Here is a 16,306-nt window from a genome sequence, read left to right as displayed (position 1 = left end):
GATGGCGCCTTTTCTATGCTGGCAGACCGCAATCAGGTCGTTGCATACTGATCTTGATTGGTGCAATACACTTCACCAAAATGGAAGACGCAGTACTCCCCTTCTGCCATTTTGTGCCAGTTTTCATTATTGGTTAGCGGCTGGGTCGCGATCACAGTGACGACATCATTGGGCGTAGTCTCCTCATGAAAATCAACCGTCATTTCCTGATCGATCAAGCTCGCTTTACCAAACGGGGCCCGCCGCGTAATCCAGTGCAAGTTATTACTGCAATACGCCATCACATAGTCACCATCGCTAAACAGCATGTTGTACACTCCAAGTGCACGTAACCGATCGCAGCGCGAGGCGATAAAGTCGAACACCTCACACATGTTATCGGGTTGCTGTGGGTAGTGCTTGTATAGTTCATTAAGCAGCCAACAGAAGGCTTTTTCACTGTCGGTTTCTCCCACAGGCTTAAAGTGGCCCGTTTCTAAGCTTTCAAACCCAGATAGCTGGCCATTGTGGGCAAACGTCCAATAACGTCCCCAAATTTCGCGAGTAAAAGGATGCGTGTTTTCAAGGCTGACGCCACCTCGATTAGCCTGACGAATATGACTGACTACCGCACAGCTTTTGATCGGATAACTGGTTACCAACTCGGCCACTTTAGATTGGCAGCTTGGGGCGGGATCTTTAAAGGTGCGAAACCCTTTCCCTTCGTAAAAGGTAATGCCCCAGCCATCTCGATGCGGCCCTGTTTTTCCGCCGCGCTGAATAAGCCCAGTAAAACTAAAACAGATATCCGTAGGCACATTGGCACTCATGCCAAGCAGTTCACACATTCTTTCATCTACCTCCGAGCATTAGGCCGCCATTTCCTTTTCCACCAGCTGGATAAGAATATGGATAATCTTAATATGGACTTCTTGAATACGATCCGCATAGCCAAAATGAGGGACACGAATTTCGATATCCGCAAGACCAGCCATTTTGCCGCCGTCTTTCCCAGTCAGCATGATGGACTTCATGCCTTTCGCTTTCGCCGCATCGATCGCGTTAAGAATGTTACCGGAGTTTCCTGAGGTAGACAGACCAAAGAGGACGTCGCCTTTCATGCCGACGGCTTCAACATAGCGTGAAAAAACAAACTCATAGCCAAAGTCGTTGGAAACACAAGAAAGGTGGCTTGGATCAGAAATCGCAATCGCAGGATACCCCGGACGGTTTTCACGATAACGGCCCGTTAACTCCTCAGCAAAATGCATGGCATCACAGTGCGAGCCACCGTTCCCACACGAAAGCACCTTGCCACCCGCTTTGAAGCTATCGGCCAATAGCTTGGCAGCTTCTTCAATTTGTTGAATGTTTTTGTCGTCACTTAAAAAGGCATTCAAAACGGTAGCTGCTTCCGACAGCTCACCGCGAATAATATCTTGGTACATGGCATGTTCCCATCGTTGAAAAAGGCCAGGCTCTCACTCTGTGCACCGGGGGTGAGAGCGGATTTAAGGTCAGTGTAACCGTATCGTTTTGTGCCTGTCGACTGCCGCTTGCGTGTTGGTCTCGAGCTAGGTCACGTTTGTTCAAATGGCAACCTATCTTTCCAACTTTGGCGGAGAATGATTGATGATTTTCTCACCTTGCAAGCCACATCACACCGTACCAATTTACAAATATTTAAATTTTTGCTTACATTAAGTGGTACGACCTCTTACCTCATTTGAGGAGAGGCTAACTAAACCGAAGGAGATGACGTGATGGCGACAGGGTTATTTATCGCTGCCATGCTAATTGTGGCAGGCGTACTCGCATACCATCGTGCCAATTTGCTGGTTTCAACAGCTGCATTGGCTGCGGGACTAGTAGTAGGGACTTTACTGGGGAGTGTTGGACAGATCACTTGGCTGATCTTTGCCGTAATCGCACTGCCACTTAATATCGCGACATTCCGTCGCAACTGGATCAGTAAACCAGCGTTTAAAGCATTTAAATCTGTGATGCCAGAAATGTCAGCCACAGAAAAAGAAGCCATCGACGCAGGTACAGTATGGTGGGAAGCAGATCTTTTCCGTGGTACGCCTGACTGGAACAAATTGCATGATATCCCAGCACCACGTTTAAGTGCCGAGGAGCAGGCGTTCCTGGATGGCCCTGTGAATGAAGTCTGCCGTATGGTTGATGACTATCAAGTCACCCACGAGCTGGCAGATTTACCACCTGAGGTATGGCAATACCTGAAGGACAACAAGTTCTTCGCCATGATCATCAAAAAACAATATGGTGGCCTCGAGTTCTCCGCTTACGCCCAGTCTTTGGTGTTACAAAAACTGTCTGGCGTGTCAGGCGTACTGTCATCTACGGTCGGGGTCCCTAACTCTCTCGGTCCGGGTGAGCTATTGCAGCACTATGGTACCGAAGAGCAAAAAGACCACTACTTACCGCGCCTTGCTGAGGGTAAAGAAATTCCATGCTTTGCCTTAACCAGCCCAGAAGCAGGCTCCGATGCGGGCTCGATCCCTGACTACGGGGTTGTCACAAAAGGGATGTGGGAAGGCAAAGAAGTGCTGGGGATGAAAATCACCTGGAACAAACGCTACATCACCCTAGCCCCTGTCGCTACCGTACTCGGTCTCGCGTTTAAACTTCGCGATCCTGACCATCTACTTGGCGATCAAGATGAGCTTGGTATTACCTGTGCACTGATCCCGACCGATTTAGAAGGTGTCGATATCGGCCGTCGTCACTTCCCTCTCAACGTTCCATTCCAAAATGGTCCGACACAGGGTAATGACGTCTTCGTTCCAATGGACTTTATTATTGGCGGCCAGAAAATGGCGGGCCAAGGTTGGCGTATGCTGATGGAGTGTCTGTCGATTGGTCGTGGTATCACCCTGCCATCGAACACCACCGGCGGCTTGAAGTCAGCAGCATTGGCAACCGGTGCTTATGCGCGTATTCGTCGTCAGTTCAAATTGCCGATCGGTAAAATGGAGGGTATTGAAGAGCCTCTAGCACGTATCGCGGGCAATGCTTACGTAATGGACGCCGCCAGTGCCCTGACCGTGACAGGGATTGACTTGGGAGAAAAACCGTCGGTGATCTCCGCCATCGTCAAATATCACTGTACGCATCGTAGTCAACAAGGTGTGATTGATGCGATGGATGTTGTGGGCGGTAAAGGTATCTGCCTTGGTCCTAAAAACTTCTTGGGACGCAACTATCAAGGCTCACCTATCGCCATAACCGTTGAAGGTGCGAACATTTTGACGCGTTCGATGATCATCTTCGGTCAGGGGGCGATCCGCTGCCATCCGTTCGTACTGGATGAAATTCGTGCCAGCGAAGACACCGATTCGCAACGTGCGTTAAGTGCCTTTGATCGCGCACTGTTTGGTCACGTTGGCTTTGTGATGAGTAACCTTGCTCGCACATTGTGGCTGGGCCTGACCGATGGACGCTTCTCGAAAACACCACGTAAAGACGAAACACGCCGTTACTACCAGCAAATGAACCGCTACAGTGCGGCATTAGCGCTGCTGGCTGACGTTTCAATGGCGGTTCTCGGGGGTAATTTGAAGCGTAAAGAGCGTCTGTCTGCGCGTCTGGGTGATGTGCTTAGTCAGCTTTATCTTGCCTCTGCAACCATGAAACGTTACGCCGATGAGGGCTATCAGAAAGACGATCTGCCACTAGTTCATTGGGGTATGCAAGATGCCATGTACCAAACCGAGCAAGCGCTGGATGAGTTCCTTGCCAACTTCCCAAATCGTATGATTGCAGGATTGGTACGTGCCCTCGTGTTCCCATTAGGTAAAGGTCGCCGCAAACCAAGTGATCGCTTAGACGGTAAGCTTGCAGTAATTTTGCAATCGCCAAGTGCAACACGTGATCGCATTGGCCGTGGACAATTCTTCGAGCCTGGTAATGCCATTGGGAATATCGAAAAAGCGCTTCACGACATTCTCACTGCAGAGCCGATCCACAAAAAAGTTTGTGACGGTATTGGCGAGAAACTGCCATTTATGTTCTTAGACCAAGTGGCACAGAAAGGTCTGGATGCGGGCGTGATCAGCGAACAAGAAGCGCAGCTGCTCCGTGACGCTGAAGTGGGTCGACTAGAAACCATCAATGTTGATGACTTCGATCCTGCAGAGCTTCCTGCTGCATCGACTAAAGTGGGAAAGATGCATGATGCAGCTTAATGATTCGCGTTAAGCTGCCCAACCAAAAAGAGAAGGCAATTGCCTTCTCAGACTGCTGACAAAGGTCTAGCTTTCGAGCTAGACCTTTGATCTAATAGGAGTGTCGCAATAGGGATGCTCCGGTATGCTTCAAGAACCTTCTCCACACCAATATGAACTTGAAATGGTGACGATGGAACAACTTGTTCCCAAAGACCATCTTGTTCGTAAAATCGACCGTGCCATCGACTTCGAGTTTATTCGAGATGAAGTCGCCCACCTTTATTGCAAAGATAATGGCCGTCCACCCGTTGACCCCGTTCGCTTATTTAAAATCATCCTGCTTGGCTATCTCTTCGGCATCAAAAGCGAGCGCCAGCTTGTTAAAGAAATTGAAGTCAACGTTGCTTATCGTTGGTTCTTGCGTATGTCGCTGACAGAGAAGGTCATCCATGCGTCCACGCTGAGCCAAAATCGTATTCGTCGCTTTAATGGCACGGATGTCTTCGAACGCATATTCAACCATATTGTGGTTCAAGCCATGGAGAAGGGCTTAGTCGCAGGGCAAGAGCTGTATACCGATAGCACACACCTTAAAGCCAGTGCGAACAAAAATAAGCATGTGAATAAACTGCGCCCGGTGAGCGCCGGCGCTTACCTAGAGATGTTGGATGAAGACATCGCCTGTGACCGCAAAGCAGAAGGAAAAAAGCCGTTCAAGGACGCGCCATTAAAAACGGACGTCAAAAACACAAAAGTGAGTACGACTGACCCTGAAAGTGGTTTTATGACCAGAGATAATAAGCCCCAAGGCTTCTTCTATCTTGACCATAGGACCGTTGATGGTAAGCACGGTATCATCGTCGATACGTATACAACCCCAGGGAATGTCAACGACTCACAACCGTATATCCATCGCCTTGACCACACACTCACGCAATTTAACCTCAATCCTATTGCCGTGGGCATCGATGCTGGCTACTTCACGGCACCGGTTGCCGAATCCTTAGAGCGTCGCAGCATTCTTGGCGTATTCGGCTATCGTCGCCCTTCTCGAACGAAGAATACGTTCAAGAAAAAACACTTCACATACGATAAGAAAACCGACACATATCGCTGCCCCAAAGGGCAAACGCTTATCTATAAAACAACCACAAGAGCCGGCTATCGTACTTATCACTCAGACCCAAAGCAGTGTGCGTTCTGTCCGGTTAGAAACGACTGTACGCAAAGTAAGACCATGCAAAAGGTCATCACGCGTCATCTTTACACTGATGCAGTCGAGCGTGCCAATGAAATGCGACTGTCTCGTTATGGCAAAAAGATATACAAGCGACGAAGTGAGACTGTGGAGCGAAGCTTCGCCGACGCTAAGCAGCATCATGGGCATCGCTACGCACGCTTCCGAGGGCTTGCAAATGTGCAAATGCAATGCTGGCTGGCGGCGGCTGCTCAAAACATCAAGAAGATAGCGTTAGTGGTGAGCTATCTAAGAAAATGTGGCTTTAACATGGCGGATATAAGGCAAATACTGGCTTCTATCCGCCAATTTAGGCGTTGGTCGGTAACGACCACTCTCTAACAAAAAATATCGCGATCGCGGCCTACGGCCGCTTATCAAAAAGAACCCCGCCTAAAAAGGCGGGGTTCGTCAGCAATCTGAGAAGGCAATTGCCTTCTCTTTTTTTATTCTTTACTTCTCTTTTTTATTCTTTATCCGGTTTATCCATGTCCAACTCATCGCCCATCTCTTCACGCGCACCTTCATCGGGTGGCGGCGCTTCCAACTCTTGAGCCGCTTCAGCGAGCTTCCGGGCTTTGCGCTTTTTCAACACAAACCAAACCGCTGCGCCGAGCAGAAGAATCAATAGATTCCCTACACCGATAATCAGTAACGATGTCGTGCGTGCCTTTTCCTTCTCTCGCTCACGACGCCGCTCTTCCGCTGCCGCTTGCAATTCGCGCTCTCGCGCCAACCGCTCGGCTTCTGCTTGTTCAAGCGCTTCATAATCGGTCACCGCAAACGTCTGCTCAGGTAAACTAAAAACCAGCGGTCGGCCTGACAATAAATCCGTCGCATAAAGCATACTGCTCCATTTGTACTGGCCCGGCGTGGATGCATACGGGATGTCCAGTGTCATCGTCATGGATTTATCATCGTTCGATGTTTGGTAAACTGTGGTCTTCCCTTCCGTGTCGATAAATTTAGCATGCACCGATATGCTACCCGGCTCAATACTGGCCTCCTCGGCCTGAATAACCAGCTTGTGTGGCTCATCATCAATTTGGCTTTGTTTAAACGTCGCCATCAATGGCGTCGGGTACACCAGCACTTCTTGCTCTAAGGTGCGGAAAAAAATGCCATTGCCTGACGTCACACGCGCTCGGTATTTACCGGGCATCACATTCACCGGCAGTGCGACGGTGAAGATACCATCATTGGGCTTTTCATCTAACCCCGTCCCGTCGTCACTAAAATGCCCGAGTGAGCGAGGCTGAGGGCGCTGATCAGGGTTGAGCGATTCAGGATCTTCGACGTACTCGGTAAAGGTGACATTCAAATCAACGCGCTCGATGAAATCGCGCAGGATGAGAGGCTCATCGCCAAGCTTTAATCGCGCCGTGAATTTCACCGTTTCCCCCTGATATAAACGCGGAGGAAGATCATCAACCTGCATACGCAGATCGCTTAGCACTTTTACTTTGTTATCAGGGCTAACTCGGCCAATCGCTTGCCACGGACCGGGCATGGGATCAGTGATAGAAACGATGTCCATGTCCGATTCTTGGTGCCAAGAAACTTTATCCGGATGTCGCCATGCGTAGTACTTAGTGCCATCGGGGCGCACCAGGACCACAGGGACACTGGGATCTTCTCGGTAAATCACGAACGCGGCACGCTCAATGGTAGGATCAACCCGAAAGCGGTTTTCCAGCAGACGTATTTCTTGCTCACTGGCTTGCGCCAATAATGGGATACAAAGACAGGCAGTCCACCACCGCTTTTTCATGTGCTCTCCTACTGTCGCCAAAGACAGCTACCATTTTGCTCAATAAAATCTAAACGCGCTTCGTGTGCACTTAGTTCATCGGCGGATGCGGGGATAATCTTTAGCGGTTTCTGACGTTTGACCGAACGCGGCGCCATTGGGCTCGCATTGTCCGTATCGGTTCCCGCGTTAAAAGACAGGCTGGTTTGCCCGCCCGTCATCAGTAAGTAAACGTCGGCTAAGATCTCGGCATCAAGTAATGCCCCGTGCAACGTGCGGCGAGAATTATCAATACCATAGCGCTCACATAAAATATCTAAGTTATTGCGCTTACCCGGGAAGATTTTCTTCGCCATAGCAAGGGTATCGGTAATTGAACAGATCTCGCTCGTCTTTAACGCCACTCCCAGGTTTTTAAACTCGTAGTCCATGAAGCCGACGTCAAAGGGCGCATTGTGGGCAATTAGCTCCGCCCCTTCTACAAAGGACACAAATGCCTGATGCACATCGGCGTATGTCGGTTTGTCGGCGAGAAAAGCATCCGTGATACCGTGTACTTCAATAGCTTCAGGATCAATCGCACGTGTCGGTTTAATGTAGGCATGAAAGTGCCGACCGGTTAGCTTACGATTGATAATTTCAACCGCGCCGATTTCGATAATGTTGTGTCCCTGGTAATGAGGGCCACCTTCGCGGTTCATACCTGTGGTTTCGGTATCAAGAACAACAAGGCGATCGTAATTCGCTTTCATGGCAATACTTATGTCAAACTTGGCAGATTCTAATTCCCGATAGTACCAAAGATGACCAAGCAGGTAGAAATTTTCACAGACGGTTCATGCCTCGGTAACCCAGGTCCCGGTGGTTACGGTGTGGTGATGCGTTATAAACAGCACGAAAAAACCTTGAGCGCCGGTTATACCCTCACAACGAATAATCGTATGGAGCTCATGGCGGCTATCGTCGGACTGAACGCCCTTACCGCGTCATGCGAGGTCGTGCTTACCACAGACAGCCAATACGTGCGCCAAGGGATCACACAATGGATCCATAATTGGAAAAAACGTCAGTGGAAAACTGCAGATAAAAAGCCAGTGAAAAACGCTGAGTTATGGCAGCAACTCGATGCTGCGGCCGCCAAGCATACGGTGACTTGGAATTGGGTAAAAGGCCACGCTGGCCACCCAGAAAACGAACGCTGTGATGAATTAGCCCGAGAGGCGGCCAATCACCCTACTCTGGTTGATGAAGGGTATCAGCCGCAATAAGCAGGTTTTTATCCACCGTTTGGCACGACTCCACCTAAAGGCGCAACGGCTTTTTTCAGCTTCCAGCGTGGTTTGATGGGTTTTAACGGATAGCTGCGTTTACGGGCGATAATAAAGTAGACGCAGCCGACAAAGGGCGTGAATTCAGCAAAGCTGCTTTCTACCCAAGCGTGTCTCGCCTTGGGCTGTTTCGTTGGCCACAAACCAAAGTGCGTTGCAGTGGTCACCTCATAATTCATCACACTTAGCCAATCGCGGATCCTCAGTGGAGAAAACATACGTCCACTCCATGGCAGTCGCTGGCCGCGTCCCCGCAATACACGCTTGATTCCCATCACGCTGGTCGGGTTGACGCCGGATAAAATAAGATATCCATCGTCAATCATCACGCGATCCACCTCACGCAGCAGCCGGTGAGGATCATCGCTATAGTCGAGCTGATGAGCCAGCAAGCACGCATCAAACGATTTTTCGATGAAAGGAAGCGCATAATGGTCTGCGGTTAAGTTGCGCATTGGATTACGTTTATCCACACAGACTTGGTGTTGAATGTTACACTGTTGGCTGACCAGTTCGCAGCTTAGCCCGCCGAGCTTCAGTAAATGGTAGCCAAACAGGTTAGGCAAACATTCATCTAAACGCGTTTGTAACTGCGCTCGTGTCCAATCCCCATACGCAACTTGGTCCCACGTATAGGGGTAATCATAGTGATAATCGATGCGCGCTGGTTTCATGGTCAAGGCTCATTCTATTGCTGGAGAACCCAATGCTCAGTGTCAAAAGCATACCTGCATTTAACGATAATTACATATGGCTCATTATTAGTGAAGATAACCGTTGTGCGGTGGTCGATCCGGGTGAAGCACATCAAGTTATCGACTACATTCAGGCACATGAGTTGACCTTATCCTGCATTTTAATCACACACCATCACTGGGATCACACCAATGGCATTGAAGATTTAGTACGCTTTGCGCCAAGTGCTGCGGTGATAGGTCCCGATGTAAAGCCTATCCCTCGACTTACGATGGCAGTGAAAGACGGTGACCAGATCGATGTGTTTGATCACCGTTTTCTGGTGGTGGGCGTAGAAGGCCATACCGAGGATCATATCGCGTTTGTCGGCGATGGTAAGCTATTCTGCGGTGATGCTCTATTTTCAGCAGGATGCGGCCGCTTACTCGGTGGCACCGCAGAACAAGCCGTTAACTCATTGAAAAAGCTTGCATCCTTACCCATCGAAACTCAGGTTTTTTGTGCACATGAATACACGGCGGCCAACGTCGCTTTCGCATTAACCGTTGAACCGGAAAATGATGCGCTACATTTGTATAGAGAAGAAGTAAATAGGTTGCGTGCGCAGCAAAAACAGACTCTACCGAGTACCATTGAGCGCGAACGGCGCATAAACCCATTTTTACGAACGAGCGAACCGACTGTGATTCAAGCGGTGAGTGGCCGAGCCACTGATGACAGTGAGCTAGAAGTATTCAGGGCTCTGCGGCAGTGGAAGGACGAATTTTGAGCTGAGTCTCTTGTCATCAATAGAGCCAGCCCCTATTATCATCGGCTATTTTGGACGAAGGTTTTATGCAATGAAGTACCGTTTTGTTATCTTGAGCACCCTGTTGCTGAGCGGCTGTCAGCTGACAGGTGATGCTCAGAATACGGATATCGCAACAAAAAAGACCCCAGTCGCGGCTACTCCGGTTAAAGCAACACCGACCGTTTCCGCGACCAAGAAACAACCGACCCCAGCGACACCAACGGTACTTTCACCGCAAATGCAGGAGGATGTGTGGCAACGAATCAGCATGCAGCTGTCACTGCCCGTCCCTAATAACAGCGCTATCCGCCAGTACCGCAATTGGTACCTAAAATATCCAAACCACATTGCCACCGTCGCGGAACGTGCCACTCCTTTCTTGCACTTAATTGTTGAGAAAGTAGAAGCGCGCAATATGCCGCTTGAGATCGCATTGCTACCTATCGTCGAAAGCTCGTTTGATCAATTTGCTTACTCTCACGGTCGTGCCGCTGGCTTATGGCAGTTTGTACCAGCAACCGGTGAACGCTTCGGACTGGAGCAAAATTGGTGGTATGACGGTCGTCGTGATGTGGCCAAAGCCACCGATGCCGCCTTGGACTACTTGGAATACCTTAACGGTATGTTTGACGGCAATTGGCTTCACGCTATTGCCGCCTACAATTCCGGTGAAGGGCGCGTTGCTCGTGCGATTCGTAACAATGAGAAACGGGGCAAGCCAATCGACTTTTGGCACCTCGATTTACCCAAAGAAACCAGTAGCTACGTCCCCAAGCTGATTGCACTTGGCGACGTCATTCGTCATAAAGATAAATATGGCCTTGAGGTTCCCGCCATCGCGAACAAACCTGCACTGGCATTGGTTGAACCCAATATCCAAATGGACCTAGCACTGGCAGCCAACTATGCTGGCCTGAGCGTGTCAGAGTTACAAAGCCTTAATCCGGCTTACAACCACTGGGCAACCGCGCCTGCCGGTCCGACCCACTTGTTACTTCCCATCGATAAAGTCGATCGTTTCAACACCGAACTGGCGAAAAATAACAACCAAGGGCTACGTGTGGAGCGTTATTACGTCCAATCGGGCGATAGCCTGAGTGAAATTGCCGCCCACTACAACACGACGGTCAAGGTACTACAGCGCGCTAACCAACTGAGTACCACACGTATCCGTGTCGGTCAGCCTCTGATGATCCCAGTCTCATTGAAAGACGAATCTCAGTACACCTTAAGCGCCCCTCAGCGCCTTGCTGCATTACAAGCCGCTGAGCGCGACGGTTACAAACGGACCCATACCGTGCGTAAAGGGGATAGTTTCTGGACAATTGCTCGCCGTTATGACGTTGACTACCGACAACTGGCAAAATGGAATGGCATGAGTCCTCGAGATACCTTGAGTATTGGGCAAAAGCTGGTCGTTTGGGATAAAAACGATAACGCAAAACGTGTTCGTACCATCACTTATCAGATTCGCCAAGGCGACTCCCTAAGCAGCATTGCGCAGCGTTACAATGTGTCCGTGTCTGATCTGGTTAAGTGGAATCAGCTACGCAAGAACGCCTATATTCAGCCGGGCCAGCGCCTCACCCTGCATATTGATATCTCGCGGAGTAGCGGCTCATGATGGTAGCGTCCTCTAACCCTTTGTTCGCCTTGCGTGATATCATAATCCGGCCGAGTGCCTGCTTTGCCGCATTGAGCCAGCGTCCTGCATGGGCGTGGCTGGCGTACTTATTACTGTGCTTTAGCTCAATGGCGTTTTGGAACGCCTATTTCGACCACACGGATCTGGCTACCCTTCAGCGAGTGTTAATTCAAACACTCTCTATGTCCGAAGGCGATGCCCAGCAATGGTTGGAGCGTGAGACCCTATTGGCGTCAGAGGTGCTAGGAGACTGGTTTGGACGCGCGGCGGTCATCTTCGCGCTGGCACTTTGGTTCCGTCTTGCCACTAAACAAGAAGCACCAACTTTTGGCTACCGACATTGGCTTGCGGCAACCAGCTTTATCCTACTACCCGCCATCGTGGGTGATCTGGCCAGCTATACCAATATGATGTTGTCACCGAGTTTTATTCTACCTGCCCACGCAGATCTCAACAGCCTTAACGGACTGTTAAAACTGCCGTTGACGTCAGAGTGGAGTGCTTGGGCGGCGAGTCTACCCATTCTTCTTCCTTGGTATTGGGTGCTCAGTATTACCGTCTTGGCCCTCTGGACGCCGCTTGAACAAGGTAAAGCGATTGTGGTTGCCACCCTGCCTTGGTTTGCCGTCTTTGGGGGATGGGCCCTGATGATTGCCGTTAGCTAATCACCTTCAACTGCGCCTCCATCGGAGTATGATCGGAGGCGCCGTTATCCAACGCTTTTGCGCCTTCCACCACTAATCCTCGATAAAAAACATGATCCAAGGGCAAGCCAAATTTCGTGATCCGCTCATCCGGGCTAAACGCCATTTCCTGAAGCGATAATCTAGAGACCATTGCCCTTACCGCCTCTAAACGACGCTGAGACCAAGTATTGAAGTCCCCAGCGAGAATAATCGGCCCTTCAACCTGCGCGAGCACTTTTTCTAACGCCGCCAGCTGTTTCTTATACGCTGACATGGCGTACGTAAAGTTAATGCTATGAATATTTACCACTGCCAGTCGCTGACCATTAGACAGTTGATATTCGCTGTACAAAGCACTTTTCGGCAGCCTTAGATAAGGTTCAACGGCGGTATATGCACAGCTATGCATCGGATTAACCTGAGACAAATTCATCACCCCAGCCACAGCATCTTGCATAGCAAACGCATAAGCTTGATCGTAGTGAAGTGACGCTTGGTTTATCCAGCGAGCAAGCTGAGGACCAAAACTGGCTTCTTGCAATAACATTAACCGGTGAGGATCACGATATTGACTCAGCGCCGTCTCCCAATGAGGACGTTGCTGTTTATAAATATTCCACACCAATAATGAAAAATGCCCGTCTTCATCCAATGGAGAAGCATGAATATAATCAACACATTGCCGGTGAATACCTGAGACGGTATGCAACTGGGTACTATCTGGCACGGTAAAATAGCCATTTACACCCACCACAGCGGCCGGCACTAGAATCGCTGTGCCCCACGCCATCGCTTTACCAATTCGCCGTTTCATCACGTCTACCACTATTGATTACTCAGCCACTGTGAGTATAACCTGCCATCAGTTCGGGCGCCGATTTTGCGCGTCTTGCGGTTAAAATACAAGCAAAGATCTCACTTTATGACTTGCCGATAATCGAGCCCCAGAGATAGGATGTGAAAGCAATAATAACAATATACATTCAAGGAGCGACGCCACATGCTCAATAATCTATTTGTGTATGGCACCCTGTGTCCGGGGGAACGGAATCATTATCTACTTGCTGATGTTCAAGGAGACTGGTATCCCGCTACATTACAAGCAGTACGCACGGATCGTGGGTGGGGATCGGCAAAAGGCTATCCAGGGATTGAACTCAGTGACAATCCCGACGATATCGTGCACGGTTGGTTGCTAAAAGCAAAAGACCTCACGACGACCATCCCCCAATTAGATGAATTCGAAGGGGCGGGCTATCAACGCGTTATTGTAGAAATTCGTTATCAACTGTCACCGATCATGCAAAACTGATCCACTAACGATCATCGAAAACTGATCCACTTGGTATCATCCGTTTATTTTTTGTACGGGTGATTTATGTTAACCAAGGAGACATTTGTGGATATTCATGTTCACTTTGCACAAGGCCAAAGTATTCGTAAAATTGCCCGTCAATTAGGCATCTCTCGTAACACCGTAAAGCATCATTTGCAGCAGCATCAGATGCCCAATTACGCGCAACGAGCACAACCCGCGACAAAACTAGCGCCCTTTAAACCCTATCTCGTCCAACGAATTGAGCAGGCCAAACCCGATTGGATACCTGCCACCGTCTTGTTTGACGAGGTCGTCCAACGCGGTTATCCAGGCGGTATTGCTCAGCTCCGACGCTTTGTGTGTCAGTTTAAGCTTTGTTCCACTCCTGAGCCGGTTGTCCGTTTTGAAACGCTACCAGGGCAGCAAATGCAAATCGACTTTACCACCATTCGTCTCGGTAAACGGCCGCTCAAAGCCTTTGTCGCAACGTTAGGTTACTCGCGCGCCACTTTCGTCAAATTCTTTGATAACGAGCGTGCGCATGCATGGCAACAAGGTTTAAAAGAAGCGTTTGAGTATTTCGGTAGAGTACCCGAGCAAGTGCTGTGTGACAACGCTAAAGCGCTCATCATTGAGCGAGATGCTTATGCACAAGGCGAACATAAGTTGCATGATGAGATGCTACAGATGTCGAAAGACTACGGCTTTAAGCTGGTTGCTTGTAAACCCTATCGAGCTAAGACCAAGGGGAAAGTTGAGCGTTTTAACCACTACTTAAAAAACAGCTTCGTTGTGCCACTTAGCGCCGAATTGCGCGCGCAAAATCTCGAGCTGGATGTACAAATAGCCAACGCAAAAGTCGGCCCATGGTTACAACGTGTGGCGAATCAACGCATTCATGGCACCACGTTAGCTGTCCCTGCTGAGCGCTTGCGAGAAGAAGTGAAACAGTTACTTCCTCTGCCAAAGTTCGTTCAGGGTGCAAGCCAACACAAGTGTGCCCCAGATATCCGTATTGTGCCGCCACGAGAGTCCATCAATCTACAACATCCCATGAACGTTTACGAAGCGTTGTTTGGAGGTGACCATGCTACTGCATGAACAAATAGGTCATCTCTGTGACTCACTGAAACTCAGCTCTGTTGCCGCCTCTTGGCCATCGTTGGCTGAGCAATGTATTGCTCAAGAAAAGAGTTATGGTGAATTTCTACGCGCGTTATTGGAAAGCGAGCAACAACAACGAGACGAGCGAACCCGACAGCTTTTCAGTCGTATGGCAGGTTTTCCCGCGCATAAAGAGTTAAGTACGTTTGATTTTAAGTTCGCCACCGGCGTCCCGAAACAGCAGATACAAGAATTAAGTGCGCTGACCTTCATTGAACGTAATGAAAACGTGGTGCTACTTGGACCAAGCGGTGTCGGTAAAACGCATTTAGCTATCGGGTTGGGACTAAAAGCCGTACAGGCTAGAAAGAAAACGCGCTTTATCACTGCTGCTGATTTGATGCTGCAATTATCGACCGCTAAACGGCAAAACAAGCTGAAGCAATACCTCTCTCGCTCCGTGATGGCCCCAAGGTTATTGATCATTGATGAAATCGGTTACCTGCCATTTGGACGAGAAGAAGCGAACCTATTTTTTAATGTGATCGCTAAGCGCTATGAGTATGGCAGCATTATTTTGACCAGTAATCTATCGTTTGGCCAATGGCCAAGCGCATTTGCCGATGATGCGACATTAACGGCAGCGATGTTAGATCGACTACTTCACCACTCCCATGTTCTGCAGTTAAGTGGTGATAGTTATCGATTGAAAGATAAACAACGCTCAGGAGCAATACCTGACTAAAAGGGTGGATCAATTTTGATTGATCGTTTTTAAGCTAAAAGTGGATCAGTTTTCGGTGATCGTTGACATCAACCAAATATGGATATGGTACAGACCATAACCGCCTTCACTTATGAGCTCTGCTTCAGTCATCAGCCAGAAGAAGCAGGCCCAAGCCAGTTTGTCGCCAAAAACTATTAGCGCTGTCAGACAGTCAAAAGCACCGACAAGCGTCAGTGCTTTTTGAGTAGCAGAAATAGATGGGTTCGACCGGTAATATTTAGATCAAAAAAAAGCACCGACAAATGTCGGTGCTTTTTAGATGGCAGGGGTGGAGGGATTCGAACCCCCAACACGCGGATTTGGAATCCGCTGCTCTGCCAATTGGAGCTACACCCCTATAAATAGTGGCGGAGTGGACGGGACTCGAACCCGCGACCCCCGGCGTGACAGGCCGGTATTCTAACCAACTGAACTACCACTCCGCACCAATTCTGTTTCACCAAAGTCTTACACTTAATTGCTTTGATGCTTAAATATTTGCTAACTAAAGCCCAATATTAAGCTCTAATTAGATTATCTTGTTTGATGCGATGAGGATTTTGAATCGAGACGCGCAGTGTACGGTCAGTACATGAGCATCGCAGCTATCAAAAATCGCAAGCAACAGTCACAATTTATAATCAAAGCCTGGCGATGTCCTACTCTCACATGGGGAGACCCCACACTACCATCGGCGCTGCTTCGTTTCACTACTGAGTTCGGCATGGAGTCAGGTGGGTCCAAAGCGCTATGGTCGCCAAGCAAAATTTTGTGTGTCTTCACTTTTCTAAAAGTGAAAACCATAAACCTAGAAAGC

The 16,306-nt window shown here is 49.2% G+C and carries 15 protein-coding genes, 2 tRNA genes and 1 rRNA gene; 9 read left to right on the top strand and 9 right to left on the bottom strand.

Features of this window, described 5'->3' with window-relative positions; all coding sequences use genetic code 11:
- Positions 1–32: 32 nt before the first annotated feature.
- Both N7E60_RS03690 and lpcA read right to left on the bottom strand, forming a co-directional pair.
- Positions 33–827, bottom strand: a complete 795-nt coding sequence (locus N7E60_RS03690) for a class II glutamine amidotransferase (protein ID WP_077455557.1) — start codon at positions 825–827, stop codon at positions 33–35.
- 21 nt (positions 828–848) lie between these two features.
- Entirely contained in the window at positions 849–1,427 is a 579-nt protein-coding gene (gene lpcA / locus N7E60_RS03685; protein WP_069587462.1) for a D-sedoheptulose 7-phosphate isomerase, read from the bottom strand.
- 315 nt (positions 1,428–1,742) lie between these two features.
- Here lpcA and fadE point away from each other — a divergent pair, with 315 nt between their 5' ends.
- Both fadE and N7E60_RS03675 read left to right on the top strand, forming a co-directional pair.
- Positions 1,743–4,187, top strand: coding sequence for an acyl-CoA dehydrogenase FadE (gene fadE, locus N7E60_RS03680; protein ID WP_269598168.1), 2,445 nt, complete (start codon positions 1,743–1,745; stop codon positions 4,185–4,187).
- Positions 4,188–4,311: 124 nt separating this feature from the next.
- Positions 4,312–5,748 (top strand): IS1182 family transposase, encoded by a 1,437-nt coding sequence (locus tag N7E60_RS03675; RefSeq protein WP_269598071.1) that lies wholly within the window; start codon positions 4,312–4,314, stop codon positions 5,746–5,748.
- Between the two features lie 124 nt (positions 5,749–5,872).
- Here the strand turns inward: N7E60_RS03675 and N7E60_RS03670 are convergent, their stop codons facing one another.
- Complete coding sequence (locus N7E60_RS03670) at positions 5,873–7,177, bottom strand: TIGR03503 family protein (protein WP_077640482.1); 1,305 nt, start codon at positions 7,175–7,177, stop codon at positions 5,873–5,875.
- A gap of 8 nt (positions 7,178–7,185) precedes the next feature.
- Positions 7,186–7,908, bottom strand: coding sequence for a DNA polymerase III subunit epsilon (gene dnaQ / locus N7E60_RS03665; RefSeq protein WP_096631103.1), 723 nt, complete (start codon positions 7,906–7,908; stop codon positions 7,186–7,188).
- Positions 7,909–7,959: 51 nt separating this feature from the next.
- On the opposite strand from dnaQ, the gene rnhA reads away from it, so the two are divergent.
- Positions 7,960–8,424 (top strand): ribonuclease HI, encoded by a 465-nt coding sequence (rnhA, locus tag N7E60_RS03660; RefSeq protein ID WP_269598166.1) that lies wholly within the window; start codon positions 7,960–7,962, stop codon positions 8,422–8,424.
- 8 nt (positions 8,425–8,432) lie between these two features.
- Here the strand turns inward: rnhA and N7E60_RS03655 are convergent, their stop codons facing one another.
- The gene (locus N7E60_RS03655) at positions 8,433–9,158 is read right to left on the bottom strand and encodes a methyltransferase domain-containing protein (protein ID WP_069587467.1); all 726 of its coding nucleotides are present in this window, start codon (positions 9,156–9,158) and stop codon (positions 8,433–8,435) included.
- Positions 9,159–9,190: 32 nt separating this feature from the next.
- On the opposite strand from N7E60_RS03655, the gene gloB reads away from it, so the two are divergent.
- From gloB to N7E60_RS03640, 3 genes are all read left to right on the top strand, one after another.
- Positions 9,191–9,949 (top strand): hydroxyacylglutathione hydrolase, encoded by a 759-nt coding sequence (gene gloB, locus N7E60_RS03650; protein WP_069587468.1) that lies wholly within the window; start codon positions 9,191–9,193, stop codon positions 9,947–9,949.
- A gap of 70 nt (positions 9,950–10,019) precedes the next feature.
- Complete coding sequence (locus N7E60_RS03645; RefSeq protein ID WP_269598165.1) at positions 10,020–11,594, top strand: lytic transglycosylase; 1,575 nt, start codon at positions 10,020–10,022, stop codon at positions 11,592–11,594.
- Positions 11,591–12,280 (top strand): YIP1 family protein, encoded by a 690-nt coding sequence (locus tag N7E60_RS03640; RefSeq protein WP_269598164.1) that lies wholly within the window; start codon positions 11,591–11,593, stop codon positions 12,278–12,280. The genes N7E60_RS03645 and N7E60_RS03640 overlap by 4 nt, the downstream gene beginning before the upstream one ends.
- Here N7E60_RS03640 and N7E60_RS03635 read toward each other — a convergent pair.
- A complete protein-coding gene (locus tag N7E60_RS03635) occupies positions 12,273–13,115 on the bottom strand; it encodes an endonuclease/exonuclease/phosphatase family protein (protein ID WP_269598163.1) in 843 nt (280 codons plus the stop codon). The genes N7E60_RS03640 and N7E60_RS03635 overlap by 8 nt on opposite strands.
- 186 nt (positions 13,116–13,301) lie before the next feature.
- Between N7E60_RS03635 and N7E60_RS03630 the strand changes: the two genes are divergently transcribed.
- The 3 genes from N7E60_RS03630 to istB all read left to right on the top strand — a co-directional run bounded on the left by N7E60_RS03630 (position 13,302) and on the right by istB (position 15,468).
- Positions 13,302–13,613, top strand: a complete 312-nt coding sequence (locus N7E60_RS03630) for a gamma-glutamylcyclotransferase family protein (protein WP_269598162.1) — start codon at positions 13,302–13,304, stop codon at positions 13,611–13,613.
- Positions 13,614–13,679: 66 nt separating this feature from the next.
- Positions 13,680–14,720: an IS21 family transposase gene (gene istA / locus N7E60_RS03625; RefSeq protein ID WP_269598161.1), complete on the top strand. Its 1,041-nt coding sequence runs from the start codon at positions 13,680–13,682 to the stop codon at positions 14,718–14,720.
- Positions 14,707–15,468, top strand: a complete 762-nt coding sequence (gene istB, locus N7E60_RS03620; protein WP_269597949.1) for an IS21-like element helper ATPase IstB — start codon at positions 14,707–14,709, stop codon at positions 15,466–15,468. The genes istA and istB overlap by 14 nt, the downstream gene beginning before the upstream one ends.
- Before the next feature lie 302 nt (positions 15,469–15,770).
- On the opposite strand, the gene N7E60_RS03615 is transcribed toward istB, so the two are convergent.
- From N7E60_RS03615 to rrf, 3 genes are all read right to left on the bottom strand, one after another.
- Positions 15,771–15,847, bottom strand: a tRNA-Trp gene (locus N7E60_RS03615).
- Between the two features lie 8 nt (positions 15,848–15,855).
- Positions 15,856–15,932: transfer RNA gene (locus N7E60_RS03610), tRNA-Asp, on the bottom strand.
- 203 nt (positions 15,933–16,135) lie between these two features.
- Positions 16,136–16,251, bottom strand: a 5S ribosomal RNA gene (gene rrf / locus N7E60_RS03605).
- Between the last annotated feature and the right edge of the window lie 55 nt (positions 16,252–16,306).

The organism is Salinivibrio proteolyticus (assembly GCF_027286365.1).
Taxonomy (GTDB): domain Bacteria; phylum Pseudomonadota; class Gammaproteobacteria; order Enterobacterales; family Vibrionaceae; genus Salinivibrio; species Salinivibrio proteolyticus.
The sequence above is the reverse complement of the archived record's forward strand: the minus strand, read 5'-3'. Positions and strand labels throughout refer to the sequence as shown.

Excerpts from the sequence above, each read along its gene's own strand:
- N7E60_RS03690 (WP_077455557.1), bottom strand. The coding sequence starts at position 827 with ATGTGTGAACTGCTTGGCATGAGTGCCAATGTGCCTACGGATATCTGT.
- lpcA (WP_069587462.1), bottom strand. The coding sequence starts at position 1,427 with ATGTACCAAGATATTATTCGCGGTGAGCTGTCGGAAGCAGCTACCGTT.
- fadE (WP_269598168.1), top strand. The coding sequence starts at position 1,743 with ATGGCGACAGGGTTATTTATCGCTGCCATGCTAATTGTGGCAGGCGTA.
- N7E60_RS03675 (WP_269598071.1), top strand. The coding sequence starts at position 4,312 with ATGCTTCAAGAACCTTCTCCACACCAATATGAACTTGAAATGGTGACG.
- N7E60_RS03670 (WP_077640482.1), bottom strand. The coding sequence starts at position 7,177 with ATGAAAAAGCGGTGGTGGACTGCCTGTCTTTGTATCCCATTATTGGCG.
- dnaQ (WP_096631103.1), bottom strand. The coding sequence starts at position 7,908 with ATGAAAGCGAATTACGATCGCCTTGTTGTTCTTGATACCGAAACCACA.
- rnhA (WP_269598166.1), top strand. The coding sequence starts at position 7,960 with ATGACCAAGCAGGTAGAAATTTTCACAGACGGTTCATGCCTCGGTAAC.
- N7E60_RS03655 (WP_069587467.1), bottom strand. The coding sequence starts at position 9,158 with ATGAAACCAGCGCGCATCGATTATCACTATGATTACCCCTATACGTGG.
- gloB (WP_069587468.1), top strand. The coding sequence starts at position 9,191 with ATGCTCAGTGTCAAAAGCATACCTGCATTTAACGATAATTACATATGG.
- N7E60_RS03645 (WP_269598165.1), top strand. The coding sequence starts at position 10,020 with ATGAAGTACCGTTTTGTTATCTTGAGCACCCTGTTGCTGAGCGGCTGT.
- N7E60_RS03640 (WP_269598164.1), top strand. The coding sequence starts at position 11,591 with ATGATGGTAGCGTCCTCTAACCCTTTGTTCGCCTTGCGTGATATCATA.
- N7E60_RS03635 (WP_269598163.1), bottom strand. The coding sequence starts at position 13,115 with ATGAAACGGCGAATTGGTAAAGCGATGGCGTGGGGCACAGCGATTCTA.
- N7E60_RS03630 (WP_269598162.1), top strand. The coding sequence starts at position 13,302 with ATGCTCAATAATCTATTTGTGTATGGCACCCTGTGTCCGGGGGAACGG.
- istA (WP_269598161.1), top strand. The coding sequence starts at position 13,680 with ATGTTAACCAAGGAGACATTTGTGGATATTCATGTTCACTTTGCACAA.
- istB (WP_269597949.1), top strand. The coding sequence starts at position 14,707 with ATGCTACTGCATGAACAAATAGGTCATCTCTGTGACTCACTGAAACTC.